Annotated in this window: 28 protein-coding genes; 10 read left to right on the plus strand and 18 right to left on the minus strand. The window is 62.7% G+C overall.

Annotation, left to right across the window (positions count from 1 at the left end):
- Positions 1–5: 5 nt before the first annotated feature.
- From ilvC to VPH40_RS08120, 3 genes are all read right to left on the minus strand, one after another.
- Entirely contained in the window at positions 6–1,022 is a 1,017-nt protein-coding gene (gene ilvC / locus VPH40_RS08110; protein WP_034750044.1) for a ketol-acid reductoisomerase, read from the minus strand.
- 74 nt (positions 1,023–1,096) lie between these two features.
- Entirely contained in the window at positions 1,097–1,588 is a 492-nt protein-coding gene (ilvN, locus tag VPH40_RS08115; protein ID WP_010399754.1) for an acetolactate synthase small subunit, read from the minus strand.
- Positions 1,589–1,590: 2 nt separating this feature from the next.
- Positions 1,591–3,321 carry an acetolactate synthase 3 catalytic subunit gene (locus VPH40_RS08120; RefSeq protein WP_099667148.1) on the minus strand — a complete coding sequence of 577 codons (1,731 nt, stop codon included), beginning with the start codon at positions 3,319–3,321 and terminating at the stop codon, positions 1,591–1,593.
- Between the two features lie 496 nt (positions 3,322–3,817).
- On the opposite strand from VPH40_RS08120, the gene VPH40_RS08125 reads away from it, so the two are divergent.
- From VPH40_RS08125 to VPH40_RS08145, 5 genes are all read left to right on the plus strand, one after another.
- Complete coding sequence (locus tag VPH40_RS08125) at positions 3,818–4,387, plus strand: RNA polymerase sigma factor (protein WP_034779551.1); 570 nt, start codon at positions 3,818–3,820, stop codon at positions 4,385–4,387.
- The gene (locus VPH40_RS08130; RefSeq protein ID WP_099667147.1) at positions 4,384–4,788 is read left to right on the plus strand and encodes a DUF3619 family protein; all 405 of its coding nucleotides are present in this window, start codon (positions 4,384–4,386) and stop codon (positions 4,786–4,788) included. The genes VPH40_RS08125 and VPH40_RS08130 overlap by 4 nt, the downstream gene beginning before the upstream one ends.
- Positions 4,788–5,564 carry a DUF3106 domain-containing protein gene (locus VPH40_RS08135; protein WP_099667146.1) on the plus strand — a complete coding sequence of 259 codons (777 nt, stop codon included), beginning with the start codon at positions 4,788–4,790 and terminating at the stop codon, positions 5,562–5,564. Before VPH40_RS08130 ends, VPH40_RS08135 begins: the two co-directional genes overlap by 1 nt.
- Positions 5,554–6,090 (plus strand): RDD family protein, encoded by a 537-nt coding sequence (locus VPH40_RS08140; RefSeq protein WP_305052727.1) that lies wholly within the window; start codon positions 5,554–5,556, stop codon positions 6,088–6,090. The genes VPH40_RS08135 and VPH40_RS08140 overlap by 11 nt, the downstream gene beginning before the upstream one ends.
- Before the next feature lie 63 nt (positions 6,091–6,153).
- Positions 6,154–6,582, plus strand: coding sequence for a group III truncated hemoglobin (locus VPH40_RS08145; RefSeq protein ID WP_099667144.1), 429 nt, complete (start codon positions 6,154–6,156; stop codon positions 6,580–6,582).
- Here VPH40_RS08145 and VPH40_RS08150 read toward each other — a convergent pair.
- The 15 genes from VPH40_RS08150 to VPH40_RS08220 form a co-directional block, all read right to left on the minus strand.
- Entirely contained in the window at positions 6,579–7,337 is a 759-nt protein-coding gene (locus VPH40_RS08150; protein ID WP_328573165.1) for an rRNA pseudouridine synthase, read from the minus strand. The two genes, VPH40_RS08145 and VPH40_RS08150, sit on opposite strands and share 4 nt — an antisense overlap.
- A 99-nt stretch (positions 7,338–7,436) precedes the next feature.
- Entirely contained in the window at positions 7,437–8,354 is a 918-nt protein-coding gene (locus VPH40_RS08155) for a class I SAM-dependent methyltransferase (RefSeq protein WP_251351407.1), read from the minus strand.
- Positions 8,341–8,535, minus strand: a complete 195-nt coding sequence (iscX, locus tag VPH40_RS08160) for a Fe-S cluster assembly protein IscX (RefSeq protein ID WP_071322763.1) — start codon at positions 8,533–8,535, stop codon at positions 8,341–8,343. The genes VPH40_RS08155 and iscX overlap by 14 nt, the downstream gene beginning before the upstream one ends.
- Before the next feature lies 1 nt (position 8,536).
- A complete protein-coding gene (fdx, locus tag VPH40_RS08165; protein WP_034750070.1) occupies positions 8,537–8,878 on the minus strand; it encodes an ISC system 2Fe-2S type ferredoxin in 342 nt (113 codons plus the stop codon).
- Between the two features lie 71 nt (positions 8,879–8,949).
- A complete protein-coding gene (hscA, locus tag VPH40_RS08170; RefSeq protein ID WP_328573166.1) occupies positions 8,950–10,830 on the minus strand; it encodes a Fe-S protein assembly chaperone HscA in 1,881 nt (626 codons plus the stop codon).
- Between the two features lie 108 nt (positions 10,831–10,938).
- Positions 10,939–11,454, minus strand: a complete 516-nt coding sequence (gene hscB / locus VPH40_RS08175) for a Fe-S protein assembly co-chaperone HscB (RefSeq protein WP_099667140.1) — start codon at positions 11,452–11,454, stop codon at positions 10,939–10,941.
- 66 nt (positions 11,455–11,520) lie between these two features.
- A complete protein-coding gene (iscA, locus tag VPH40_RS08180; RefSeq protein ID WP_010399774.1) occupies positions 11,521–11,841 on the minus strand; it encodes an iron-sulfur cluster assembly protein IscA in 321 nt (106 codons plus the stop codon).
- Positions 11,842–11,998: 157 nt separating this feature from the next.
- Positions 11,999–12,385: a Fe-S cluster assembly scaffold IscU gene (gene iscU, locus VPH40_RS08185; RefSeq protein WP_034750082.1), complete on the minus strand. Its 387-nt coding sequence runs from the start codon at positions 12,383–12,385 to the stop codon at positions 11,999–12,001.
- A 55-nt stretch (positions 12,386–12,440) separates the two neighbouring features.
- Positions 12,441–13,697, minus strand: coding sequence for an IscS subfamily cysteine desulfurase (locus VPH40_RS08190; protein WP_099667139.1), 1,257 nt, complete (start codon positions 13,695–13,697; stop codon positions 12,441–12,443).
- Positions 13,698–13,737: 40 nt separating this feature from the next.
- On the minus strand, positions 13,738–14,214 hold the full coding sequence (iscR, locus tag VPH40_RS08195; RefSeq protein WP_065310626.1) for a Fe-S cluster assembly transcriptional regulator IscR: 477 nt from the start codon (positions 14,212–14,214) through the stop codon (positions 13,738–13,740).
- A gap of 216 nt (positions 14,215–14,430) precedes the next feature.
- Complete coding sequence (locus VPH40_RS08200) at positions 14,431–14,982, minus strand: NADAR family protein (protein WP_328573167.1); 552 nt, start codon at positions 14,980–14,982, stop codon at positions 14,431–14,433.
- A gap of 38 nt (positions 14,983–15,020) precedes the next feature.
- Positions 15,021–15,800 (minus strand): uracil-DNA glycosylase, encoded by a 780-nt coding sequence (locus VPH40_RS08205; RefSeq protein WP_328573168.1) that lies wholly within the window; start codon positions 15,798–15,800, stop codon positions 15,021–15,023.
- 132 nt (positions 15,801–15,932) lie between these two features.
- Positions 15,933–16,583 (minus strand): maleylacetoacetate isomerase, encoded by a 651-nt coding sequence (gene maiA, locus VPH40_RS08210; protein WP_289910823.1) that lies wholly within the window; start codon positions 16,581–16,583, stop codon positions 15,933–15,935.
- 11 nt (positions 16,584–16,594) lie between these two features.
- Entirely contained in the window at positions 16,595–17,623 is a 1,029-nt protein-coding gene (locus VPH40_RS08215; protein WP_305058351.1) for a fumarylacetoacetate hydrolase family protein, read from the minus strand.
- A 62-nt stretch (positions 17,624–17,685) separates the two neighbouring features.
- Positions 17,686–18,219 carry a VOC family protein gene (locus VPH40_RS08220; protein ID WP_152249937.1) on the minus strand — a complete coding sequence of 178 codons (534 nt, stop codon included), beginning with the start codon at positions 18,217–18,219 and terminating at the stop codon, positions 17,686–17,688.
- A 118-nt stretch (positions 18,220–18,337) separates the two neighbouring features.
- Between VPH40_RS08220 and VPH40_RS08225 the strand changes: the two genes are divergently transcribed.
- The 5 genes from VPH40_RS08225 (at position 18,338) to VPH40_RS08245 (ending at position 24,431) form a co-directional block, all read left to right on the plus strand.
- A complete protein-coding gene (locus tag VPH40_RS08225) occupies positions 18,338–19,273 on the plus strand; it encodes a LysR family transcriptional regulator (protein WP_077407156.1) in 936 nt (311 codons plus the stop codon).
- Positions 19,274–19,326: 53 nt separating this feature from the next.
- Entirely contained in the window at positions 19,327–19,911 is a 585-nt protein-coding gene (locus tag VPH40_RS08230) for a gamma-glutamylcyclotransferase (protein ID WP_328573350.1), read from the plus strand.
- Positions 19,912–20,123: 212 nt separating this feature from the next.
- Positions 20,124–22,526, plus strand: a complete 2,403-nt coding sequence (locus tag VPH40_RS08235; protein WP_328573169.1) for a sigma 54-interacting transcriptional regulator — start codon at positions 20,124–20,126, stop codon at positions 22,524–22,526.
- A complete protein-coding gene (locus tag VPH40_RS08240) occupies positions 22,501–23,721 on the plus strand; it encodes a DUF917 domain-containing protein (RefSeq protein WP_328573170.1) in 1,221 nt (406 codons plus the stop codon). The genes VPH40_RS08235 and VPH40_RS08240 overlap by 26 nt, the downstream gene beginning before the upstream one ends.
- Positions 23,718–24,431, plus strand: a complete 714-nt coding sequence (locus VPH40_RS08245) for an aspartate/glutamate racemase family protein (RefSeq protein ID WP_328573171.1) — start codon at positions 23,718–23,720, stop codon at positions 24,429–24,431. Before VPH40_RS08240 ends, VPH40_RS08245 begins: the two co-directional genes overlap by 4 nt.
- Positions 24,432–24,474: the final 43 nt, after the last annotated feature.

Below are 24,474 nucleotides of genomic sequence, written 5' to 3' on the forward strand. Positions count from 1 at the left end.
AATGCTTAGTTTTTCGACTGGTCGACCATCTTGTTTTTCGCGATCCAAGGCATCATGGCGCGCAGTTTCGCGCCCACTTCTTCGATCTGGTGCTCGGACGTCAAACGACGGCGGGAGATCAGGGTCGGTGCGCCTGCCTTGTTTTCCAGGATGAAGCTCTTCGCGTATTCGCCCGTTTGAATGTCTTTCAGGCATTGACGCATCGCATCCTTGGTGGCCGACGTCACGACTTTAGGACCGGTCACGTATTCGCCGTATTCGGCGTTGTTCGAGATCGAATAGTTCATGTTGGCGATGCCGCCTTCATAGATCAGGTCGACGATCAGCTTCAGTTCGTGCAAGCACTCGAAGTACGCCATTTCAGGCGCGTAACCGGCTTCCGTCAGGGTTTCGAAGCCGGCCTTGATCAGTTCCACGGCGCCGCCGCACAGCACGGCTTGCTCACCGAACAGATCCGTTTCGGTTTCTTCACGGAAGTTCGTTTCGATGATGCCGGCACGGCCGCCGCCGTTGGCCGACGCGTACGACAGGGCGATATCGCGGGCGATGCCCGATTTATCCTGGTACACGGCGATCAGGTGAGGCACGCCGCCGCCCTGGGTGTAGGTGGCGCGCACGGTGTGGCCCGGCGCTTTCGGCGCGACCATGATCACGTCCAGGTCGGCGCGTGGCACGACTTGGCCGTAATGCACGTTGAAGCCGTGGGCGAAGGCCAGCACGGCGCCTTGCTTGGCGAACGGGGCGATGTTTTCGTTGTAGACCTGGGCGATGTTTTCATCCGGCAACAGGATCATGATGACGTCGGCCGCTTTCACGGCGTCGTTGACTTCCGCCACTTTCAAGCCGGCTTGCTCGACCTTGGTCCACGACGCGCCGCCCTTGCGCAGGCCGACGGTGACGTTGACGCCCGAATCGTTCAGGTTTTGTGCGTGTGCATGGCCTTGCGAACCGTAGCCGATGATGGCAACGTTTTTGCCTTTGATCAAGGAGAGGTCAGCGTCTTTGTCGTAAAAAACTTTCATGGTATTTCCTATAATTTGATGATGCGTTGTTGTTTTAAATGCGGCGCCAGGGCCGCGTAGAGCTGCTTGTATTTTTATACTTTGAGGATGCGTTCGCCGCGGCCGATGCCGGAACCACCCGTGCGGACGGTTTCCAGGATGGCGGCGCGGTCGATCGAATCGATGAACGCGTCGAGCTTGACCTTGTTGCCGGTCAGTTCGATCGTGTACGTCTTTTCGGTGACATCGATGATGCGGCCACGGAAGATATCGGCGGTGCGCTTCATTTCCTCGCGCTCCTTGCCCACGGCACGGACCTTGATCAGCATCAACTCGCGTTCGATATGCTGGCCTTCGGTCAAGTCCACCACCTTCACCACTTCGATGAGGCGGTTCAAGTGCTTGGTGATCTGCTCGATGATGTCGTCCGAGCCGCTGGTGACGATGGTCATGCGCGACAGGGTCGAGTCTTCCGTCGGCGCCACGGTCAACGTTTCGATGTTGTAACCGCGTGCCGAGAACAGGCCCACCACGCGCGACAGGGCGCCCGCTTCGTTTTCCAGCAAGACAGAAATAATATGGCGCATGATTAGAGGTCCTCCGAGCCGAGCATCATTTCGGACAGGCCTTTGCCGGCTTTCACCATGGGCCACACGTTTTCGGACTGGTCGGTAATGAAGTTCATGAATACCAGCCTGTCTTTCATGCCGAACGCCTCTTTCAGGGCGCCGTCGACGTCGCCCGGTTTTTCAATTTTCATGCCCACGTGACCATACGCTTCGGCCAGCTTCTCGAAGTCGGGCAGCGAATCCATGTACGACTCGGAATAGCGCGAACCGTAATCGATTTCCTGCCACTGGCGCACCATGCCGAGGAAACGGTTGTTGAGCATGATGATCTTTGGCGTCAAGTGGTACTGCTTGCACGTCGCCAATTCCTGGATGCACATCTGGATCGAACCTTCGCCCGTGATGCAGGCAACGGTGGCGTCCGGATTGGCCATCTGCACGCCCATGGCGTACGGCAAGCCGACACCCATGGTGCCCAGGCCGCCGGAATTGATCCAGCGGCGCGGCTTGTCGAAACCATAGTATTGCGCGGCCCACATCTGGTGCTGGCCCACGTCGGACGTGATGAAGGCGTCGCCCTTGGTGATCTGGAACACCTTTTCCACCACCGATTGCGGCTTGATGACGAGGTCGGAGGTCGGATACTTCAGGCATTCGCGGCCGCGCCATTCGGCGATCTGCTTCCACCAGTTGCTCAAGGCATTGACGTTCGGCTTGGCTTCAGCCGCATCGAGTTGCGCGAGGAACTCGATCAGCACGTCCTTGACGTTGCCGACGATGGGAATATCGACCTTGACGCGCTTGGAAATCGACGAGGGATCGATGTCCACGTGGATGATCTTGCGCGGATGCGAAGCGAAATGTTTCGGGTTGCCGATCACGCGGTCGTCGAAACGGGCGCCGATGGCGATCAGGACGTCGCAATTCTGCATCGCCATGTTCGCTTCATAGGTGCCGTGCATGCCGGGCATGCCGACATACTGCTCGCTCGATGCGCGGTAGCCGCCCAGGCCCATCAAGGTGTTGGTGCAAGGGAAACCCAGGCGGTCGACCAGCTTGTTCAGCTCGGCCGAGGCGTTCGCCAGGATCACGCCGCCGCCCGTGTAGATCATCGGGCGTTCGGCTTGCAGCAACAGCTGCACGGCCTTGCGGATCTGGCCCGAGTGGCCCTTGTCGACGGGACGGTAGGAACGCATCTCGACTTCCTTCGGATAGTCGAAATGGCATTTGTGCATGCTGATATCCTTGGGGATATCGACCAGCACGGGTCCCGGACGGCCGGTACGGGCGATGAAGAAGGCTTTCTTGATCGTCGCTGCCAGGTCCTTGACGTCCTTGACGAGGAAGTTGTGCTTGACGACGGGGCGCGTGATGCCGACCGTGTCGCATTCCTGGAACGCATCCTGCCCGATGGCGTGGCTCGGCACCTGGCCGGAGATCACCACCATGGGAATCGAGTCCATGTACGCGGTGGACAAGCCCGTGACGGCATTCGTGACGCCCGGACCGGACGTGACGATGGCGACACCGACCTTGTTCGAGCTGCGCGAATAGGCATCGGCGGCGTGGATCGCGGCCTGCTCGTGGCGTACCAGGATATGCTGGAATTTGTTTTGCTGGAAGATGGCGTCGTAGATGTAGAGTACGGCTCCGCCCGGGTATCCAAAGACGTGCTCGACGCCCTCTTCAGCCAGACAGCGCACGACAATTTCTGCGCCCGTAATTGGTCCTGCTGCTGCTTCGGTATTCATGAAACATTCCTTTCAAGGTCCATTGGAGATTGATCGGATGTTCTTTCCTGACGAAGTTCGCTGTGCGCGACAGTGCTCCTGCTTCCCTTTTCATGCGGTCACGCAATTTCTTTGGGCACCCATAGATACCTTACAAAACAACGCTTAACGCAACTCGTTTGGCCGGAGTTTCTGTGGCGCCTGTACGAACCGCTCGCGCTTGTGGCGCGGGTTAGAACAAACTGCCTACAAATGAAAGCGCGTCTTGCCGCGGATGGCCTTGTGTGCCGGTCGCGACCTGACCATAGGGCTTTGGGGTGTTCAAAGCGTCCTATACGGTATCGCGTCGCACCATTATGGTCAAGGAAAATGTCAGCCGAAAGGCCATTTTGCGCGCACGGAGTGCAAAAACTCTGCGGAAACGCACATTTTTTGCTAGCATGCACGGGGTTGCAAAAAGCATACCCGCCCCCATTTCGCCCACCGCACCCGCAGCCGCTAAGATCCCCCATACCGCATGGCAACAGACAAAGAATTATCCGACTTTCTAGAAAATGTCGAGCGGCGCGCCTTCAAGCAAGCCGCCTACGCGGTCCGCAAGGAAGAATCGGCACTCGACATCGTGCAGGACGCCATGATCAAGCTGGCCGAGAAATACGGCGACAAGCCGGCCGCCGAACTGCCGATGCTGTTCCAGCGCATCCTGCAAAACACCATCCTCGATTATTTCCGCCGCGAAAAAGTCCGCAACACCTGGGTCAGCCTGTTTTCCGGCATGAAGCCCTCGGGCGACGAGCATGAGGATTTTGATATACTTGACACTTATGAATCGGAACAGGGCTCCAGCGCCGCCGAATCCTCGGCCGACCAGGTCGAGCGCGCGCAAATCCTTGATTTGATTGATGCGGAGGTACAAAAACTGCCGTCACGTCAACGCGAAGCCTTCCTCATGCGTTATTGGCAGGACATGGATGTGGCTGAAACAGCGGAAGCGATGGGTTGCTCCGAAGGTAGCGTGAAAACACATTGCTCTAGAGCTACCCACACGCTCGCCGAATCGCTGAAAGCCAAGGGAATTAAATTATGAACACCGACGATCTCAATTTCGCTTACAAAGTGCGCCATGCACTGAACGAAAAACTCGACGACCTGCCCGCATCGGCCACCGATCGCCTGGCAGCGGCACGCAAGCTGGCCCTGTCCCGCAAGAAGGCGGACGCGCCCGCCGCCGTCGCCGTGCGCCAGAATGTGTTCGCCGGCGTGGCCAGCAGCCTGTTTGTCGAGCCGCTGTCGTGGCTGGGGCGCATGAGCGTCATCATCCCCCTGCTGCTGCTGGTCGGCGGCATGGTGGGCATCTATCAGTTTGAGCAAGAACAACATATTGCCGAACTGGCAGAAATCGACGCCGCCGTGCTGTCGGACGAATTGCCGCTTTCCGCCTACATGGACCATGGCTTCAATGCCTACCTGACGAAACGCGAGCAATAATGACACGCTCAAGCGTACGCAAAGGCTGGCTGGCCGGCGGCATCGGCCTGGGTGCCTGCGCCCTGGCCGGCGCCGCCTGGGTTGGCGCGCAGCAACATGCCGCGCCCGCCGCTCCTCCCGTGGCAGCCGCACCCGTGGTGGCGCCCGCGCCGGCCTCGACAGCCAAGCCCGGTTCGCCCCGCACGGCCGGCAAGGGCGGCACGCCGCCGAAGACGGGTGAGAATCCCTCGTGGAACAAGCTGTCGCGCGCGCAGCAGGAAGCCCTGCAGCCGCTGGCGAGCGAATGGAACAAGCTGGAAGCCTTGCGCAAGCAGAAATGGCTCGATATTGCCAGCCGTTTCGCCTCCATGACGCCGGACGAGCAAACGCGCGTGCATGAACGCATGCGCGAATGGATCAAGCTGACGCCGGAACAGCGCCGCCTCGTGCGCGAAAACTATACGCGCACGAAGAAGATTGATCCTGGTCAAAAAACCGCGCAATGGGAGCAGTACCAGCAATTGCCGGAAGATCAAAAGAAAAAACTGGCGACGGAACTCGTGCCGAAAAAGCCGCTGGAAAAAGTGCCCGCGATCAATTCGAATACGAGCAAACCTGCCCCGATCCTGCTGCCCGCCACGCCGGCAGCGCCTGCGGCCGCCGCGCCCGTGCTACCGCCCGCGCCCGCAGCGACGGCCGTGCCGAGCGATCCCGCCGCGGCCCCCGCCACCGTGCCCGTCACGCCATCTGTTACGCCTTCTATTACGCCTGCCCCACTGCCAACCAATGCCAAATAGCACGCCTGCCGCCAGCATCACTTCCCATCCCACGATCAAGCGCCGCCTGATTTCCATGGTGTACGAGTCGCTGCTGGCCCTGGCCGTGCTGTTCCTGCCCTTCCTGCTGTTCGAGCTGGCCGTGCAGGGCGCGCATACGCCGTTGACGGAACACATGCGCCAGTGCCTGGCCTTCCTCGTCATGGGTGCGTATTTCATCCACCAGTGGAGCCGCGAAGGGCAAACCCTGGCCATGAAGACGTGGCGCCTGAAAGTCGTGCTGCCGGGCCACGCCCACGTGCCGCTGCGCGTGGCCGCCTACCGCTATGTCCTGTCGTGGATGTGGCTGCTGCCAGCCCTGCTGGTGTCGTATCTGCTGGACTTGCAGCACTGGACAGCCCTGGGCGCCATCGGTGCCGGCATCCTGGCGTGGTCCAGCACGGCCCTGTTCACGGGCAATGGACAATTTCTGCACGACAAGCTGGCGGGCACGCACATCGTGCAATTGCCGGCCCCCGCAAAGAAGCCGAAGAAAGTCGCCGCCTGAGTTTTGACGCGGCTTGACCTGGGTCATTGAAGCGCCACGGGGGCTCTGCGATCATGGCATGCCATGAATACTACCGCCCCCCTCCCCCACACACGCTTCGCTCCCTACCGCGAGGAAGTCTGCAGCGAAGACGAAGTCAAGCATCTCGTCCACACCTTTTATGCGGCCGCGCGCGACGACGCCATGCTGGGTCCCATCTTTGCCGCCGAGGTCAAGGATTGGGACGCCCACCTGGCCACACTGGTCGATTTCTGGTCAGGCTTGCTGCGCGGCACCATGCGCTACCACGGCAAGCCGCTGGCCCAGCACGCGCAAATGGAACACCTCACGCCCTGCATGTTCCGCCGCTGGCTGACCCTGTTCTTCGCCACGACCGAGAGCATGGGCAATGCGGCCTTGCAAGAGAAGGCCGACACCATCGCCTTGAATATTGCTGAACGGCTATGGAAAAGCTTTGCAGAAAGCCATTCCATCGTGGCGCCGCAGCTTTAGAAGCGTTCGTAGCCTTGCAGATAGCGCCATTGCCCCACGGGCATGGCGCCCATCGGGATGCGGCCGATGCGCAAGCGCTTCATGGCGACGACGTCCAGTCCCACCATCTTGCACATATGGGCGATCTGGCCCGGCTGCACGTTTTTCAGGGCGAAACGCAAACGCGTTTCATTTTGCCAGCTGACCTTGATCGGCGGCAAAGGCTTGCCATTGAAGGGCAAGCCGTGATTGAGCAGCGCCAGGCCGTTTTCCATGATGTTGCCGGCCACTTCCACGATGAATTCCTGCTCCACCGTTTTCGCTTCGTCGACCAGCTTGCGGGCGACGCGGAAATCCTGCGTGAATACCAGCAAGCCGGACGCCATGGTGTCGAGCGGATTGGTGATGGTCAGGCCGATCAAATGGCGCTTGAGGAAGCGCGTGACGGAACTGGGCGCCACGTTTTCCGGCGTGAAGATCTCTTCGGGACGCAAACAGCTCAAGGCTGGCTTGCCTTCGCTGCCCACGCCGCCATTGATGCCGGCCGGCTTGTGCAGCAGAATCGTCACGGGCGGCATTTCTTCCAGGGTGGCGTTCGGCAGCAGCACCACCGTTTGATTGTCGGCCACGCGCGCGCCCGACTCTTCCACCAGCACGCCGTCGACCGTCACCCAGCCGCCCTCGATATACAGCTCGGCCTCGCGGCGCGAACAGGGCACGTCTTCAGACAGGCGCTTGGCCAGGCGGACGGTGGGCATTTCAATAGGTGTGGTCATGGAGGAGGCGCAAAAAGCAAGAGGAGGAGAAAGCCGGTATTGTAACCGACCCGCTCCTCCCCTCGTTTGCCCTTGCGGATACGTTGCCCTGCGGATACTTTACGCGCCCGCCTTGGCCAGCTCTTCGGCAAAGAAGCGGTGACCCATCTCTTCCAGGCCCAGGGTTTGCAGCACTTCCTGCAAGCGTTCCGTCGGACGCTGGCGCGGCAAGTTCTTGTAGCTAGCGATGATCAGTTCATTCTTCATCGAATGCTCCCAGCCCACCAGTTCCGTCACGCTGACCTGGTAGCCATGCGCTTCCAGCTGCAGGCAACGCAGCACGTTGGTGATCTGGCTGCCGAATTCGCGCGTATGCAGCGGGTGGCGCCACAATTCCGTCAAAACACTCTTGCCCAGGCTCTTGCCCTTGTTCTTCTTCAATACGGAGGCGACTTCAGCCTGGCAACATGGCACCAGCACCATGAATTTCGCCTTTTTCTTCAAGGCGAAATGGATGGCGTCGTCGGTGGCCGTATTGCACGCGTGCAAGGCCGTGACGATATCGATCTGCTGCGGCAGCAAGGTCGATTCCGTCGATTCGGCCACGGACAGCGGTAAAAACGACATGCCGGGGAACTTGAATTTCTTCGCCAGCTCCTGCGAACGCTGCACCAGTTCTTCGCGCGTCTCGATGCCATAGATGTGCGAACCGTCGTTGCCGTTCTTGAAGAACAGGTCATACAAGATGAAGCCCAGGTAGGACTTGCCGGCGCCGTGGTCGACCAGCGACACGCCAGGGTGGTCGAGCTGCACTTCGCGCAGCAGCGGCTCGATGAATTGCGTCAGGTGATATACCTGTTTCAACTTGCGGCGGCTGTCCTGGTTCATCTTGCCGTCGCGCGTCAGGATGTGCAATTCCTGCAGCAAGGCGACCGACTGGCCATCCTTGATTTCGGGCATGTTGCTGGCGGCGGTGATGACGTCTTTCGGCGCGGCGACTGCGGTGGCGGCGGCTGCCGCGCCCTTAGCGCGCTTCATCGATCCACGCCATCTGTATCGCTTCGAGCACTTTTTCGCCGCCGCGCGTGTGGTCATCGTCGAAGCCGTCCAGTTCCACCACCCAGTTGTGCAGGTCGGTGAAACGCACGGTCAGGGGATCGATGTCCGGATGCGCATCGTACAGCGCCTCGGCGATCACGTGAATGTCGGACCATTTCATGTTAGTGGCTGCCTTCGCTGACCTGGTTGATCGTGTATTTCGGGATTTCGACGACGAGGTCGGCCTCGGCCACGATGGATTGGCACGACAGGCGCGACACGGCTTCCAGGCCCCAGGCCTTGTCCAGCATGTCTTCTTCCAGTTCCGTCGCTTCGTTCAGCGATTCGATGCCTTCACGCACCAGCACGTGGCAGGTGGTGCAGGCGCACGATTTTTCGCAGGCGTGCTCGATGTCGATGTCGTTTTCCAGCAGGATGTCGCAGATGGACTTGCCGGCAGGTGCTTCGATGACGGCGCCGTCCGGGCAAAGCTTGGCGTGCGGCAGGATAACGATTTGTGGCATGGTGTCTTCTTTCAGTCTGTCATTCGGAGCGCGGCCGCGGCGAGTGCCTGCGGCGCGCTGTTCAATTGGTTTTATACGACTTGATCCAGGGATTTACCCGTCAAGGCCGTGCGCACGCTGCGGTCCATGCGGCGCGAGGCGAAATCCTCGGTGCCGTCGGCCAGCGCCTCGATCGCCAGCTTCAAGGCCTGGTGGTCGATGGCGCCGCTTTGCGATTGCGCAATAGCGTCGCGCACCTTGTTCATCAGGCTGTCGACGGCTGCGCGTTCGTCTGCATCCAGCAAGCCGCCGTCTTCATCGAGCGCCGACTGCGTGGCCAGCAGGATGCGTTCCGCTTCCACCTGCTCTTCGCGCAGCGCGCGCGCCACCATGTCGACGTCGGCCGAGGTGTACGAATCCTGCAGCATGCGCGCGATGTCGTCGTCGCCCAGGCCGTAGGCCGGCTTGACGCTGATCGACGCTTCCACGCCCGAGCGCAGTTCGCGCGCCGACACGGACAGCAAGCCGTCCGCATCGACCTGATACGTGATGCGGATGCGCGCGGCGCCCGCCACCATCGGCGGAATGCCGCGCAGCTCGAAGCGCGCCAGCGAACGGCAATCGCTGACCAGTTCGCGCTCGCCCTGCAGCACGTGCACGGCCAGGGCAGTCTGGCCATCCTTGAATGTCGTGAATTCCTGGGCTCTGGCGCAGGGAATGGTCGAATTGCGGGGGATGATCTTCTCTACCAGGCCGCCCATGGTTTCGATGCCGAGCGACAGCGGGATCACGTCCAGCAGCAGCCAGTCGTCGCCGGCGGCACGGTTGCCGGCCAGCAAATTCGCCTGGATAGCGGCGCCCAGCGCCACCACTTTGTCGGGGTCGATGTTCGCGTGCGGCGTCGTGTGGAAGAACTCGCTCACGGCGCGCTGCACGTGCGGCATGCGCGTGGCGCCGCCCACCATCACCACGCCATCGACGTCGTCCGCATCCACGTTCGCGTCGCGCAAGGCTTTCTTGATGGCGTTCATGGTTTTCACGACCAGGTGCTGCGTCATGGCGGCAAAGTCGGCTGCAGTGATGCGCAGATGGATTTCTTCGCCCGAGTTCAGCTTGGCGTCGATCGTCGTTTCCGACTTGGTCGACAGCAATTCCTTGATCTCGCGCGCCTTCACCATCAGGATGGCCGTGTCTTCGTCCGACAGCGGCGCCAGCTTGGCGTGCTCGCTGATCCAGCAGAACAGGCGACGGTCGAAATCGTCGCCGCCCAGGGCCGAGTCGCCGCCCGTGGACAACACTTCGAACACGCCCTTGCTCAGTTTCAAGATCGAGATGTCGAAGGTGCCGCCGCCCAGGTCGTACACGGCGTACACGCCTTCGGACGCGTTATCGAGGCCATACGCGATGGCGGCGGCCGTCGGCTCGCTCAGCAGGCGCAAGACATTGATGCCGGCCAATTGCGCCGCATCTTTCGTGGCTTGCCGCTGTGCATCGTCGAAATACGCTGGTACAGTAATCACGGCGCCCACCAGATCGTCGCCGAGCGAATCTTCCGCGCGCTGGCGCAGGGTGGCGAGGATTTGCGCCGACACTTCGACGGGGCTTTTCACGCCGGCCACGGTTTTCAGCTGCACCATGCCAGGCGTGTCCTGGAAGTCGTAGGGCAGGTTTTCCGCATAGGCGATGTCGGCCAGGCCGCGGCCCATGAAGCGTTTCACGGAAACGATGGTGTTCTTCGGGTCCGTGGTTTGCGCGGCCAGGGCCTTGTAGCCGATGTTCGCGTGGCCGTTCGTCAGGTAGCGCACGACGGAGGGCAGCAGGGAGCGCCCGTCTTCGTCGTTGAGCACCTCGGGAATGCTGTTGCGGACGGTGGCGACCAGGGAATTGGTGGTGCCAAGGTCGATGCCGACGGCCAGGCGGTGCTGGTGCGGCGCGGTCGACATGCCTGGTTCGGAAATTTGCAGAAGTGCCATTGTATTCGTGCCTCGATTAATTTTTTGCGTGATGCAGTTGATGCCTGACGCGCATTATAAGTCGCGGGCCAGACTGGCGCTTGGCACGCCGGTCAAGCTATCCGGCGATCAAGCTTCCATCGCCTCATAGGCAAAACGGACTTCCTCGCCGAATTTGTCGAGGAACATCAGGGCGCGCACGCTTTGCGCGGCATTCGCGTAGTCGGCCGCGTCCAGCTGGGCCGCCACCTGGGCCAGCAAGGCCTTGCGTTCGCCGCGCAACTGGCGGTCCAGGGCGTCGAGCGCGTCGGCATCCTTGCCGGCACGGGCGTCGCCCAGCTCTTCGCGCCATTCCATCTGCTGCATCAGGAAACTGACGGGCATGGCCGTGTTCGACTCCGTCTGCAGGTCGACGCCATTGAGTTCGCACAGGTATTGCGCGCGTTTTTGCGGGCTTTTCAGGGTTTGATAGGCTTCATTGGCGCGCGTGGCCCATTGCATCGCCACGCGCTTTTCAGCGCTGCTGGCATTGATGAAGCGGTCCGGATGGACCTTGCCCTGCACGTCGCGGTAGGCCGCGTCGAGCGCGCTCATGTCGAGCGAGAACTGCGCCGGCAACTGGAATAATTCGAAGTGGTTTTGCATAATGGTCGGTGGTCGCTGTACCGCAATCGATGGGTACAGCGCACCGACCGGGGTCTTGCCAGCTGTTTAAATCCTGAAGGACTCGCCGCAGCCGCAGGCGTCTTTTTCGTTCGGATTGTGGAACTTGAAGCCTTCGTTCAAGCCTTCGCGCGCGAAATCGAGTTCCGTGCCGTCGATGTAAGGCAAGCTTTTCGGGTCGACGAAGACTTTCACGCCGTGCGATTCGAAGACGCTGTCTTCGGCCGCCACTTCATCGACATATTCGAGCTTGTAGGCCAGGCCCGAGCAGCCCGTGGTGCGCACGCCAAAGCGCAAGCCCATGCCCTTGCCGCGCCGTTCGATATAACGGTTGATGTGTTTCGCCGCTTTTTCGGTCAGTGTGATCATGTATTTCTCCGCTCCTGTTCCCACATGGGAACAGGTATCAAAATCCAACAAATTCTAGAGTGCCTGAAAAACGTTCAGGGCAAGGCGCATTGCCGCAGGCAGTACGACTAGTACGACAAGGCAATGCAACGCAGCCATGGGCGTTTTCTCAGGTGCTCTACGCGGCCGGATGGCGGGTCTGATAGTCCAGCACTGCCGCCTTGATGGCGTCTTCCGCCAGGATGGAGCAGTGGATCTTCACTGGCGGCAGGGCCAGCTCTTCGGCGATCTGCGTGTTCTTGATGGCCAGCGCCTGATCCAGGGTCTTGCCTTTCACCCATTCGGTCACCAGCGAGCTCGAGGCGATGGCCGAACCGCAGCCATACGTCTTGAATTTCGCATCTTCGATCAGGCCGTCGGCGCCAACCTTGATCTGCAGTTTCATCACGTCGCCGCAGGCAGGCGCGCCTACCATGCCGGTGCCGATGGTTTCATCACCCTTGTCGAAAGCGCCCACGTTGCGCGGGTTTTCGTAGTGATCGAGTACTTTGTCCGAGTAAGCCATTTTGATGCTCCTTAAATATTCTTGCCGGCCCTGTCCAACAGGGCCAGGGTATTGGTTAGTGGGCAGCCCATTGGATCGAATTGATATCGATGCCATCTTTAAACATGTCCCACAGCGGCGACAGGTCGCGCAGCTTGTGTACTTTCGATTTCAGCAGGTTCACGGCGAAGTCGATGTCTTCCTCGGTCGAGAAGCGGCCGATGGTGAAGCGGATCGAGCTGTGCGCCAGTTCGTCGCTGCGGCCCAGGGCGCGCAGCACGTACGATGGCTCCAGGCTGGCCGAGGTGCAGGCCGAACCGGACGATACGGCGATATCCTTGATCGCCATGATCAGCGACTCGCCTTCGACGTAGTTGAAGCTGACGTTCAGGTTATGCGGCACGCGGTGCTCCATGTCGCCGTTGATGTAGACTTCTTCGATCTCTTGCAAACCCTTGGCCAGGCGGTCGCGCAAGGCCTGGATGCGGCCGATTTCGCTGTCCATCTCTTCCTTGGCGATGCGGAACGCTTCACCCATGCCGACGATCTGGTGCGTCGGCAGGGTGCCCGAACGCAGGCCGCGCTCATGGCCGCCACCGTGCATCTGCGCTTCCAGGCGCACGCGCGGCTTGCGGCACACGTACAGGGCGCCCACGCCTTTCGGGCCGTAGGTTTTGTGCGCCGTGAAGGTCATCAGGTCGACCTTGGTCTTTTGCAGGTCGATGACGACCTTGCCCGTCGCTTGCGCGGCGTCGCAATGGAAGATGATGCCTTTCGAGCGGCAGAACACGCCGATCTCGTCGATCGGCTGGATCACGCCGATTTCGTTGTTCACCAGCATCACCGACACGAGGATGGTGTCCGGGCGCACGGCCGCGGCCAGCTGCTCGACGGTGATCAGGCCGTTATCCTGCGGTTCCAGGTAGGTCGCTTCAAAGCCGATGCGTTCCAGCTCGCGTACCGTGTCGAGCACCGATTTGTGCTCGGTCTTGACGGTGATGATGTGCTTGCCCTTGGTCTTGTAGAACTGCGCCGCGCCCTTGATGGCCAGGTTGTTGCTTTCCGTTGCGCCGGAGGTCCAGATGATTTCGCGCGGATCCGCGTTCACCAGGGCCGCCACGTGGCCGCGTGCCTCTTCCACGGCTTTTTCCGCCGTCCAGCCGTACATGTGGCTGCGCGATGCCGGATTGCCGAACTGCTCGCGCAGGTAAGGAATCATCTTGTCGGCGACGCGTGGATCGATCGGCGTCGTGGCCGAGTAATCCATGTAGATCGGGAAATGCGGTGCGGTTTCAAAGTGCACTTGGCCTACGTTTTTTTCTGGGGCGTTCATCAATAACTCCTGCAATCAGCAACTGGTATTTTTGTCATTATCAACCGAGGGCGGCGTGGTTACGGTGCATCACCATCACGCTTTGCTCGGCATTCTTTTGTCTCTGCTGGTCGACCAGGTCCTGCAAGGACACAGAATCCAGATAATCGACCATTTTTTCGTTGAGTGTGGACCACAATTCATGCGTCATGCAGCGCGCGCCCGTGGCCGCGTCGGCGCCGTGGCAATGTTCCTTGCCGCCGCACTGCGTGGCGTCCAGCGGTTCGTCGACGGCGATGATGATGTCGGCCACCGTCACCTTGTCGGCGCGGCGCGCCAGGCTGTAACCGCCGCCTGGGCCGCGGATCGATTCGACGATCTCATGCCGGCGCAGCTTGCCGAACAGCTGCTCCAGGTAGGACAGGGAAATCGACTGGCGCTGGCTGATACCGGACAAGGTGACCGGTCCCTTGCCCTGGCGCAGGGCAAGATCGATCATCGCTGTCACGGCAAAACGGCCTTTTGTAGTCAGACGCATACATCCTCTGGTCAACTGGTTTAAAATATTGCGGCTTTTCAACTCCTCAAACCCCGAGTAGTTGAATGATTTAGTCAAGTATAACAAATTCGGCGGGGTTTGTCAGAGCGCCCCTCGATGACCACAGGGCTGGAAGGGGCATGGCCGGCCGCGCCAGGCGCGGCGGCATCAGGAAAACAACAGTCGGGAAGTCACGGGCGGGTGCAGCGTCAATTTTCAGCCCCGCAAAGCGGTCCGCACTTTCATCAGTTCAAACCCTAGCAAGTTCAAGCCGTCCCAGCGGGCGGGGTCCAGGATGCGCGGATTGTCCGACGCCAGGCCCACGCCCCATATCCGGTCGACGGGACTGGCTTCGACGATGACGCGCTCGCCCGTGCCCAGCAAAAACTTGCGCAGCGCAGCCTTTTGCGAGAACTTGGCAAAGTTGCCATCGAAAACGATGCCAGCGCGCGCCGCTTCCCACACCCTGGCGTCGAAGTTCGCCACTTCGCGTCCCAGCTTCTTCACTTCCGACGGCCGCTCGGCCGCCACGATGCGCGCCTGCACCGCCGTGTCGCCAAACAGGGCCGCCTTTTGCGCCATCATGTAGTGCTCGGCCGTCGCATACGTCACGCCGGCCAGGCTGAACGGCGACGGAAACCACTGGCTGAAGCAGCTTTTGTCGGGCACCTGCGGCTGCGCCGGCGTGTGCCCCCAGAAATACAGATAGTCGGGCACGCCGCCCGTCGCGATCCACGCCTTCAATTCTTCCACGTTACTGATTTGCATATTCCCCGCACTTCCGCCAGACAGGCGATGATTCAAGCTCAAGCACGCAATAGTTGCATCGGGCCAAACAAGGCCTGCATGTCACGATTGCCGATAAAGGACAGATTATACGGATGTTCGGCCGTCACCTGCGGCAAGGATGCCGCCACCGGCAGACGTTTGATCAGCTCGGCGATCTTGCCCCACAGCACCAGTTGCGGCTGCACCGCCCCGCCCTGCTGCGCCAGCGCTTCCAGCACCACTTGCAGGAAGGGCAACCAGCCGCGCGCATCCTGCACGGGCGGCACGTGGGAACGGAACACCAGCGCCGCGTTCAGCAGCAAAAAGCCCTGCTGCGTCATCTTGCGCTGCAAGTCGGGCAGGGTCCGGATCACGCCGCTGTCCGCTTGCAGCGCGGCCGCCGCCACGGGCGCCATGGCCGCGCCGGAGGTATCGCCGCCCTGCAGCTGGCCATCGGCCACCAGCAGCATCTTCATGAAGTTGCGCAAGGACGTGGCGCGGTTGACGGGTTTCGACAGGCCCGTGGCCGACCACAGGCTGCCGACGGCGCCATCCATGAAGCACACGCCCGTGGCGCTGTCGGCGCGCGGATACGGCCCCTCGCCCACCAGCACGTAGCGTACCTGCGCCAGCGGCAGGGCAAAGGCGGCGAACAAGCGGCCCTGCGTGGGCAGGTAATCGTCGGCGGCCAGCGCCGGCAGGTAGGCGGGATCGGCCGCCATCACGGCCTGCAAGCCGCGCAGCAGGATGGGACGCCAGGAAGCGTGCGCCAGGGACAGGGCATCGGTGATACTGGCAGGAACGGTTGTTGCGATCATGGCGCGTAAAATATTTGGGCAAACGCAAATTGTAGCGCACCGGCAAGATGGCATTGACTGATCAAAATCAAGCACGCATAAAAAAACCCCGCCTGTTGCCAGACGGGGCTTCCCGCACCGCGCCGTGTGTTGCTATTCGGCGTCAGGCTGCTGCGACGGGTGCGCCGCAATAAAGGCTGGCAAGCCGGCGCAATGCGCATGGATGCGCGCCACGCGCGGATACGGCGCCAGGTCGATGGCGAAGCGCAGCGCATTGAACACTTGCGGCACCAGGCAGCAATCGGCCATCGTTGGGCTGTCGCCGTGGCAGAACAGGCCCGTGCCGGCAGGATCGCCCTGCGCCAGCAGTGCTTCCACGGCCGCCAGTCCCTCGGCCATCCAGTGGCGGTACCACTCCTGCTTGACCTCGTCCGACAGCCCAAGCGTCCCTTTCAGGTATTTCAGGACGCGCAGATTCGTCAGCGGATGGGCGTCGCAAGCGATGGCCAGCGCCAGCGCGCGCACGCGCGCCCGTTCCAGCGGATCCGCCGGCAGCAAGGGCACGCCAGGACGCGTCTCTTCCAGATACTCGAGCATGGCCAGCGACTGCGTCAGGATGGCGCCGTCGTCGTCGAGGGCCGGCACCAGCGCCGACGGATTGACGGCGCGGTAGGCGGGCAGCAGCTGCTGCCCGCCATCCTGCAGCAGATGCACGGGGATGCTGTCGTAAGCGATGCCCTTGAGATTCAAGGCGATGCGCACGCGGTAGGCGGCCGAACTGCGAAAGTAGGTGTACAGCTTCACGGGCGGCCTCCTCAGGCGCGCGTGGCGCCAGCGTACAGGGCCACGGTCTGCTCGATGCTGCCGAAGATGCTGGCGCCGGCCGCGTCGCGCATCTCGATGCGCACCGTGTCGCCGAACTTCAGGTACGCCGTCTTTGGCGCGCCGTGTTCGATGGTTTCATACATGCGCACTTCGGCCAGGCAGCAGTAGCCGACGCCGCCGTTCTCGATGCTGGAGCCAAACAGGTTGCCCTGCTTGTTCGACACGGTGCCCGAGCCAACGATGGTGCCGGCGCCCAGTTCGCGCGTCTTCGCCGCATGGGCGACCAGTTGCGCAAAATTGAAGGTCATGTCTTCGCCCGCATTCGGCTTGCCGAACGGCTTGTCGTTCAGGTCCACCAGCAGCGGCAAATGCAGCTTGCTGTCCGCCCAGGCCGCGCCCAGTTCATCGGGCGTGACGGCGACGGGAGAGAACGCGCTGGCCGCCTTCGACTGGAAGAAGCCGAAACCCTTGGCCAGTTCGCCCGGGATCAGGTTGCGCAGCGAGACATCGTTGACCAGCATGACCAGGCGAATCGCCTTCGCCGCGTCATCCGCGCCGGCGCCCATGGCCACGTCGCCCGTGATCACCGCCACTTCCGCTTCCAGGTCGATGCCCCACTCTTCCGACAGGGCGAAGACGGGGTCGCGCGGGCCGATGAAGCTGTCCGAGCCGCCCTGGTACATCAGCGGGTCCGTGTAGAACGAGGCCGGCACTTCCGCGTTGCGCGCCTTGCGCACCAGCTCCACGTGGTTGATGTAGGCGGAACCGTCGGCCCACTGGTAGGCGCGCGGCAGCGGCGAGTGGCACTGATTGGCATCAAACGGCTGCGCGTCCGGCGCCTGGCCCGCGTTCAGGTTGGCGTACGCCTGTTCCAGCTTGGGCGCGACGGCGTCCCAGTTGTCGAGCGCCGCCTGCAGGGTGGGGGCGATGGCGGCCACGCGCTGGTACTGGCGCAGGTCGCGGCTGACGAGGATCAAGGCGCCGTCGCGGCTGCCGTTTTTCAGGGTTGCGAGTTTCATGGTATTCCTGGTTCGGTGTATTGGTCAGAGAGTGTCGGTCTGCAGCAGTCGATCTGCTGCGCTCAGGCTTCGGCCGGCGCGTGCATCCAGGCGGCGTGCTTCGGCGCGCGGCGCGTCTGCGACCATTCTTCCAGCATTTCCCATTTGACGGCGTCCAGTTTGGCCATCATTTCCGGCGTGCCCACGTTGGCCGCCAGCTCCAGGCGGTGGCCGTTCGGATCGAAGAAATAGATCGACTGGAAGATGGCGTGGTTGACGGGGCCCAGCACCTCGATGCCGCCGGCCACCAGGCGCTCCTTGGCGGCCAGCAGTTCTTCCATGCTGCCCACTTCCAGCGCCAGGTGCTGCACCCAGGCCGGGGTATTGCGGTCGCGGTCCATCGGCGGCTGCGTCGGCAGCTCGAAGAAGGCCAGCACATTGCCCTGGCCCGCGTCGAGGAACACGTGCATGTACGGGTCCGGCGCCTTGGTCGACGGCACCAGGTCTTCCGCGATGGCGAGGACGAAATTCATGTTCAAATGCTTGACGTACCACTCGACGGTTTTCTTCGCGTCGATGCAGCGGTAGGCGACGTGGTGGATCTGCTTGATTTTCATGCGGTCTGTCTCCGATGGATGGCGCCCTGGGCGCGATGTTTTTCAGCTTTTCACCATTAGAATCCAGTTACAGCTATCATACAAACAATTTTTAACCATCGATTTATCGGATTATCTTATGAGTCCCAGCCTGCGACAGATGCGCGCCTTCGTGGCGCTGGCCAAGACCGGCAGTTTTACCCTGGCCGCCGAATACCTGCACGTGACGCAGTCCGCCTTGAGCGGCTTGATCAAGGAACTGGAAAGCGTGCTGGGCGTGCGCGTGGTCGAGCGCAGCACGCGCAAGACGCAGCTGTCGGAAATCGGCCGCGAGCTGTATCCGCTGTTCGAAAAGATGATCGAGGACCTCGACGGCGCCATGGCCGGCATCGCCCAGCGCAAGGCCCTGAAAACGGGCATGGTGCGCATCGCCGCGCCGCAGATGATGGCGTGCACCCTGCTGCCGGAAGTGATCGCCGCCTACCGCCAGGCGCATCCGGACGTGCAGCTGCGCCTGGTAGACTGCCCCGTGGAGAATGTCTCGGCGCGCGTCTTCAGCGGCGAAGTCGATTTCGGCATCGGCCCCGAGCGCGATCCGACGGCGGAAATCGCCGCGCAAGTGCTGTTCGAAATGCCCTTCGTGCTGGTCTACCCCGAACAGCACCCGCTGCGGCAAAAGGAAAGGGTCACCTGGGCCGACGTGGGCGACTACCCGTTCATTTCGCTGCAGGGCCAGTTCACGGAACGCCTGCTGCGCGACATGCACGGCGCGTTTCGCGAGCTGTCGCTCAACCCCTATAATGAAGTGACCTTCATGACGACGGCGCTGGCCATGGTCAGCGCCAACCTGGGCATCACGGTCTGCCTGCCGTACGCGGAACCGATGGTCAAACTATACAATTTGCACATGCGCGCGCTGCACGAACCGGAACTGACGCGGCGCTTTTTCGTCTACACGAAGACGGGCCGTTCGCTGTCGCCGGCGGCCGAAAGCTTCATGGCCTTCCTGTTCCGCTTTGTCGAGACGCACGAGTGGAACGTGGGAGCGGGCGGCCCGGCTGGCGCCGTCTTATAATCGCGCATCGCCCCCTCACCGCCCGCACCATGACCCAGCCCGACCTGTCCGCCATCGACGCCGCCACCATCGCCATCAACCAGCGCATGACCACATTCGACGGCCATGCGCAGGTCTGGCTGTTCGGCTATGGCTCGCTGATCTACAAGGCCGATTTCCCCTACATCGAGCGCCGCCCGGCCAGCATCGCCGGCTGGACGCGACGCTTCTGGCAAGGTTCGCACGACCACCGGGGCACGCCGATGGCGCCAGGCCGGGTCGCCACCATCGTGCCGCAGGCAGGCGCCGTGTGCGACGGCATGGCCTATCTGATCACGCCCGAAGTCTTCGCCCATCTCGACCACCGCGAAAAGAACGGCTACCTGCGCCTGGCCACCGAGATCACCTTCGACGATGACAGCAAGGCCGAAGGCCTGGTGTACATCGCCAACGAGGAAAACGCCGCCTTCCTCGGCGCCGCGCCGGAACTGGACATCGCGCGCCAGATCGCCCGATCAAGCGGCCCCAGCGGCCCGAACAGCGACTACCTGCTGCACCTGGCCAGCGCCCTGCGCGAGCTGGGCAAGAGCGATCCGCACGTCTTTGCCATCGAGCAACATCTGGCGCAATTGAAGGATGCGCCGCCTGCCGCGCAGTGAGCTGCGGCGGGCCGCCGGCTTGCATGATGCAAGCGATGAAAATCTTTTTATTGTGACAATTGGCGACTATCGCCGTTTCATTAACGCCCATAATCGGAACGCGCGATTCCTTTATGCCTGAGTAGGGCAATGGCACGCGTCAGGAGGCAGCGGGGCAAAACAAAAATGATGGCCCTGCACGATCGGAGCGAATTCATCGGAGCGAGACGACCATGTCCGACAGGTCTATGCTGCAACAGCATGGCAGGCAGCCGCATTACGTTCTGCCCGGGACGGGCACCATTGCTCCTGTGCAAGCCCCCCTGCACCGCGCCAGCCTCGGGGGCGGGCTGAACGTCATTGGCAGCTCCCCCATCTTCCAGCGCCTGCTGCGCATGGTCGACGCCGTGGCGCCGACCCGCTGCACGGTGCTCATCAGCGGTCCCACCGGTTCCGGCAAGGAAATCATCGCCCAGCTCGTGCACCGGCAAAGCGGCGATCCCGGCGCGCCCTTTGTCGATCTCAACTGCGGCGCCCTGCCGGAACACCTGATCGACGCCGAACTCTTCGGCCATACCAAGGGGGCGTTTACGGGAGCGCTGAGCAGCCGCGCCGGTTTTTTCGCCCAGGCGGGACAAGGCACGCTGTTTCTCGATGAAATCGGCGAATTGCCGCTGGCGGTACAGAGCAAGCTGCTGCGCGTGCTCGAATCGCGCTGTTTCCGGCCGCTGGGCGGTGGCGATACGCAGCCGTTCAACGGCCGCATCGTGGCCGCCACCCATTGCGACCTGGCCGCGATGGTGCAGGCGGGCCGTTTCCGCGAAGACTTGTATTACCGGCTGGCGGTATTGAAACTCGACGTGCCGGGCCTGGACCAGCGCCGCGGCGACGTCGCCGCCCTCGCCGCGCACTTTGCCGGGCAGCAAAAGCGCCCCATCCGCTTTACCGCCACCGCCATGGAACGCCTGGGCCGGCATGCCTGGCCCGGGCATATCCGCGAACTGCGCAACCTGGTGGAGCGGCTGTCGATACTGGCCGAATCGGCGCTGATCGATGCCCACAGCCTGGAAGCCTTCCTGTCGGCGGGCAAGCCGCAGGACGCCGATCACACGCTGCTGGCGGAAGCCCTCATGCGGCTGGACGGAGACGACAAGCTGGCGGCCGCGGAACAATTGCTGATCGACTATGCGATGCGCCTTGCCGATGGCAACAAGACGACCGCGGCCCGCCACCTGGGCATCAACCGCAAGGTCATCGAACGCCGCGTGCATGGCGACGAGGAGCGCAGCAATTTCGCCCGCGTCTGCCTGCTGGAGGGACGCGCGCTGATCGAGGCGGCCCGCTTCAAGGAGGCCATCGAAGTGTTGCGCCGCGGCCTCACCTTGCTGGCCGCCGATGCGCATCCCTGCACCGCGCGCCGCCTGAGCTGCGACCTGCACCGCTGGCTGGCGATTTCGCACCGCGGCATCAGCGGCTGGCAAAGCGCCGAAGCGCTCGCCTGCTACCAGCAGGCATTGCAGGAAGCGGCGGCGCTGGGCGACGAGGTGGAAATCACCGCCCTGCGGTTCGGCATCTGGAGTTCGCAACTGATGGCGCTGGACCTGGTGGCGGCGCGGGCAACGGCGCAAGACATGCTGCAGCGGGCGCAAGCGATAGGCGACACGGATTTGCTGTCGCAGGCCCACCTGGCCCTGGCCAACACGCTGTTCTGGCTCGGCGACTACCGCGAGACGCTGGCCTGCCTGGCGCGCGGGCACCTGCTGTGCGGCGCGGCAGCGGCCGACACGGGCGGACAGGGCCTGGACATCGCCGCGCTGTCGAGCACGTTCGAAGGCCTGTCCTGCTTCCAGAGCGGCGCCTTCCGCCGCGCGCGCGCGGTGATGGAACACCTGGCGTTGCGCGGCGGCGCCGACAACCCGCACCCCTTCCATCGCGCCATCGCGCTGCAAGGCGCCGCATGGCTGGCCTGCATGTTCGAGGACTGGGTCCGGCTGGCAAGCCTGGCGGCGGACCTGCAAACCGTCGCCAGCGAATACGGCTATCAATTCTACCTGGGGGTAGGCCAGATATTCCATGCTTGCGCATTGGCAACAGGCAACATCCATGCGCAGACCGAACAGCGCATCGCCGACGGCTACCAGCAATACATGCTGTGCGAAGGCGGCATGCTCTTCCATTCATTCCAGGCCTGGAAGCGGGGCGAACTGCTGCTGTCGGCAGGCCAGCCATCGCAAGCCCGGCAATTGCTGCACGGCGCCATCGAACTGGCGCTGGAACATGGCGAACGGGCCTACCTGGTCGAATTGCTCGACATGCATGCCCGGACGTGGATCGCGGTGGGCGACCTGGACAACGCGGAACGCGAACTGGGCAGTGCGCTGTCGACCGCCAAGGCGCTGGGCGCCGCGGCCGGCAGCCTGCTGGTGGCGACCCGCCTGGCGCAACTGCTGCTGCAGCGCGGCCGCCGGCACGAAGCACTCGATCACCTCACGCGCGCCTTGCGCGGCGTGGAACGCGACACGGCTTTTCCCCGGTTTGCCCAGGCGCTGCAGTTGCAGGCCGTCCTGGCGCAAACCATTTCCATGCCATGCCAACCTGAGGACCCGCAACATGAGCTATGTGCTGAACCACGATGACCTTGAATCGCTGTTGCTGGGCGCCTGCTTCTTCGGCAGCGGCGGCGGCGGCACGCTCGCTTCCGCGCGCAGCCTGCTGGCCCAGTTCCACGCCGGCGATTATTATCCGGACGCCCAGGTGCGCGTGGTCGGCGTCGACGAAGCCACCGCTGGCGAAACGGTCATGGTGGCTTACCTGGGTTCGCCCGTGGCGATCAATGGCGCCCATTTTCCGCAGGGTCCCGTCGATGCCGTGCTCGCCGTCAGGGAGCGCCTGGCGCTGGAAAATCGCACCTTGGCCTACCTGGCGCCGCCCGAGAGCGGCGCGCTGGGGTTTCTCGTCGCCTGCCTGGTCGCCGCCCGCCTGGGCCTGGCCGTGATCGACGCCGACGGGGCCGGCCGCGCCGTTCCCTCGCTGCCCCAGCTGACGTATGCGGCCGCGCACGTCAATCCGCGCCCCGCCTTCCTCGTCAGCCAGACGGGGCTGCGCGTGGAACTCGACGTCCAGCCCAGCCAGGGCGTGAACGGCGCCCATGCCCACCAGCAAGACGTGGCAACGATCATCGACCAGATGATGCGCCCCATCGTCTCGCAGGCCGATTTCAAGCAGTTCGGCGGCCTGGCCATGTGGATCATGGCGCCGGCGGAGCTGGCCCGGGCGCTGCCCGTGCGCGGCACCCTGGGACGCGCCCTGCGCCTGGGTCGCGAACTGCAGGCAGGACGCTTGCGCAGCGCGGAAGAACTGGTCGATTATCTTGCGCGGCAATGCGACATGCGCGCCTGGCCATTGTTTCCACAGGGCACGTTCGTCGCCGCCGAAGTCGACTCGCGCAATGGCTTCGACCTGGGCAAGATCACCATCCGCGCGGGTGAGCGGCTTTGCACGGTCCTGTACCAGAACGAATCGCTGCTGGCCTGGGACAGCAGCCGCAGCACGCCCCTCTGCATGGCGCCCGACACCATCAGTTACTTTGTCGAGGGCGATGGCCAGGCCGTGTATTCGAATGGCGACTTGCTGCTGCCGGACGGCACGCTCAACCCGGCCTTGATGCAGCGCAAGGTGACGCTGCTGGGCCTGCAAGCCCATCCGGCATTGCGGGAACGGGACGGCCTGATACTCGACAGCTTCATGCAACTGATCAACGCCATCGGCTACCTGGGCCCCTACGTGCCGCTCACGGGCAACGCCGGCGCAGCGGCAGGGAGCGCCGCATGAAGCCCCTGCGCATCTGCATCGTGGCGCCGGTGGCCACGTCCATCTACAACCAGCGCCTGCTGGACGCCATCGAGCCCGTGATGCCGCCCGATGTCGAAGTGTCCGTGCGCAATATTTCTACTGGGAACGACTGCATCGAATACCGCGTCGACTGGCTGCAAAACGGCTATCCGGTGGTACAGCTGGCCAGGGAAATCGAACGCGAAGGCTATGACGGCATCTGGCTCAGCGACTTCGACATGTGCGGCGTGGAAGCAGCGCGCGAAGTGATCGACATCCCCATCCTCGGTGGCTTCCCGCCCGCCGCCTTTACCGCGCTGGCCCTCAGCCAGCGCCTGTCGATCATGACGATACTGCCCAGCACGCTCGCCATGCAGCAGGGCCACATGCAGGCCTACGGCTTGCAGGACAGCTTCGCCTCCATCCGCTCCATCGACTGTCCCGTCGCCGACCTCGGCAAGCTGGACACGGTGGTCGAAAAAACCTTCAAGGCCGCCATGCTGGCCGTGCAGGAAGACGGCGCCCAGTCCATCCTGCTGGGCTGCACCGGATTTGTCGGCGTCGCCGCGCGCGTCAGCGCGCTGCTGGAGGATGCGCTGCACACCTATGTGCCGGTCATCGATCCGAACCAGGCAGGCTTCAGCTTCCTGGTGTCCCTCGTGCGCATGCGCCTGCGGCCCAGCCGCGCCTGCTACAGCAAGGATAGCTGAACCGCCGCACGCGCCCGCGTCACGCCATACCGTGTCCCGGGCG

The organism is Janthinobacterium sp. P210005, from assembly GCF_036231865.1.
GTDB classification, from domain to species: domain Bacteria; phylum Pseudomonadota; class Gammaproteobacteria; order Burkholderiales; family Burkholderiaceae_D; genus Janthinobacterium; species Janthinobacterium kumbetense.